We start from the raw sequence: 2,508 nt of genomic DNA, 5'->3' as shown, positions 1-2,508 counted from the left end.
CTGCGCCGGCGCGTTCTTGGTGGCCGTCGGCGTACCGGTCGCCAGTGTTATCGCGCCGCCTCCGTCGAGAACGCTGAGCAGGACGTCAGGCGAAGCAGTCGGCACCCACACCCAGCTGTAGGCGGTATACGTGCGGCCGACGACGAGACCCGTGAATCGCACGGGGTTGGCGAACTGGTTGGCCGCCGTCGCCCAGGTGATCAGCAGGCCCTTGGTACCCGAATGCGGATGCGTGGCGGAGTTGGCGATCGACTGGAATGTGCCGGCCCACGTCCCGGTCGTGCCGCCCTCGAAGGTCGCATCCTCGACCGAGTAGAAATTCCCCGTGACCCCACGCGGACGGAAGGTCACGCGCAGCTTCTTGCGGATCTTCACGTTGGGGTAGTAGGGCGACAGCGTGTAGCCGACGGTGTAGGCCCCCCTGGTGTTGTCCAGGGTCAGCTTGCACATGCCGGTCTGGGCCTTGGAGTATTCGTCGCCGCGGCCGTGCGTGATGTTGATGCCCGCCGGCGCGTTGACGTCGTCGCTGATGTCGATGAAGGCCGGGTTCGGGTCGTCGGGCTTGGTGGGGAACGCGATCTCTACCCGGATGTCGCCGAGGTCTGGGTCGAGCTTCATCCGTCGATCAGCTCGAGGCGGCCGCCCTGTTGCCGCTTGAGCGTCAGCAGGGACTTGTGCACGGTGTGCCCGTCGAGCTGGTGAATGATCGTGAAGTGCGCGACGTCGCCGCTCGCTGTGCTGCCAGCTGATCCGCCGGAGCCGCCGTAGTGGCCGAGCTGGGCGTTGGAGATCACCTTCACCATCGAGCCGTGCTTCTCCAGCAGCTCGATGCCGCTCTCACCGACCGGCGTGATCCCGTCGAACACCGGGCCGCCGCCTGCGCGGCCGGCGTTGACACCGGCGGAGCCTGCCGCGAGCTTGGCGTTGCCGGTCTGGACGTTCAGCTGCAGCATCGTCTGGTAGTAGTGCGGGATCGCGTTGATCGTCTTGTAGTAATCCGCGAGTTTGGACATCGCGTCGTAGTTGTCGACGGTGATCTTCGTGCCCTTGAGCTGCGGAATCTTCTTGATGTTGCTGGCCAGGGTTGCGACCTGTGTGGCGCTGGCCCCGACGCCCTTGGTCATGTTGTCCGCTTCTGTCTTGGACGCAGCAAGCTGACCCTGCAACGTCGGCAGAGTGCGCACCAAGGCGAGGGCAGCCGAGTTGGCGTTCTTCTGCGCGGTCGTGGCATGACCGGTGGACGTGACCCACGAGTTGGTCGCCGAGTCCCACGTCTTGGTCGTCTTCGTCGCGTTGTCGTAGGCGGTGATGGCTGCGTTGACCTTCTGCCGCACCGTTTCCAGCGCGGCGCCTCCGGTCTGGAAGGCGTCGGTCAACTGTGCCTGCCCCACACCGAGCGTCAGAGCGTCGTTGTACGCGTTGGCATCCGACAAGTGTTTGGCGATCGCCGTGCGGGTGTTCACCCCCATGGCGTCGCTGTCGGCCTGGATGGCGGCTGTCAGATCCTCGACGGGCTTGACCTGGGTCTTGGCGTTATCGCCGAACAGGTGGAAGTGCTGCGCGGCCAGCAGTAGACCGCCGCCGATGACACCGACGGCAATGCCGATCGGCCCGAGCGCCAGGCTTGAAGCAGCGCCGGCTTCCCGGGCCGCTCCGATCTCCGTATCCGACGCGGTGACCGACGCAGCTGCGGCGGCCTCGGCTGCGGTGGCCGTCGTGCCGAGTGCGACTTCCTGCTCCGACGCCGAGGCGACTGTCGCCGCAGCCGTGAGCCGCTCCTGCTCGGCGACGGCCTGAGCGGCCGCCTTGACCTTCTCGGCGTGCCCCCGATACAGGTCCAGGGCCATGCCGGCGGCCATCAGCATCGGGCCGGTGGCGGTCAGCGCCGGGCCGAACTTCTGGCCGAACTCCGCCGTCCAGTCAGCCAGTTTGGTCTGCGCGACCTTGAGCTTGCCGCCCCAGTTGTCGACGGAGGCAGAGGCCTGGCCATCGAGGCGCTTGCCGAGCTGCCCGAGGGCGACGTCGGCGTTCTGCGTCGCAGTCTTGGACCCGTCCTGCGCTGTGGTGAGCTTCTCCGTCTTGGCCTTGAGGTTGTCCGAGGCGATGGTGACGGCGTTGCGTGCATCGCGCAGCTTGAGCTCGTCAGCGGTCGAGAGTTTCTTCTTGGTGCTGTCGATCGTCTCGAGGTCGGACAGTTTCTTCTGCGCCGCCGCCAGGGTGGTGATCGCGGCCTGGTGCTGGGTCTCGGCTGTCTTGAGAGCAGCGGCCTGCTTTGTGGTCGAGTCGAGCGTGATGCCGTACTGCTTGAGCACCTTGCCCGCGCCGCCGTAGACCTTCGCGACCTGGCCCGCGGCCTCGGTCAGCGATTCGTGCTTCTGCGCCGCCAGGTTGGCGACCACGGTCATGTCCTCGAGGGCCTTCTTCGGGTCCTGCGTGGCCAGCGTCAGAGCCGCGAGTGCGCCCTTGGTGTCGGCCGCGGAGTGACCGTAGTTCTCCTGAGATTTGACC

2 protein-coding genes are annotated in these 2,508 nt (G+C 66.5%); both read right to left on the bottom strand.

Annotation, left to right across the window (positions count from 1 at the left end; all coding sequences use genetic code 11):
- On the bottom strand, nucleotides 1-618 hold a 618-nt coding region (locus VGH54_RS25925), incomplete at its 3' end, for a carbohydrate binding domain-containing protein (RefSeq protein ID WP_331514998.1).
- Nucleotides 615-2,508: hypothetical protein (locus tag VGH54_RS25920; protein ID WP_331514997.1), on the bottom strand; the 1,894-nt coding region annotated here is incomplete at its 5' end. The genes VGH54_RS25920 and VGH54_RS25925, both read right to left, overlap by 4 nt.

Origin of the sequence: Mycobacterium sp., assembly GCF_036488105.1 — a bacterium.
In the GTDB taxonomy this organism is placed as follows: Bacteria; Actinomycetota; Actinomycetes; order Mycobacteriales; family Mycobacteriaceae; genus Mycobacterium.
This window is presented reverse-complemented; position numbering and strand designations above follow the sequence as displayed.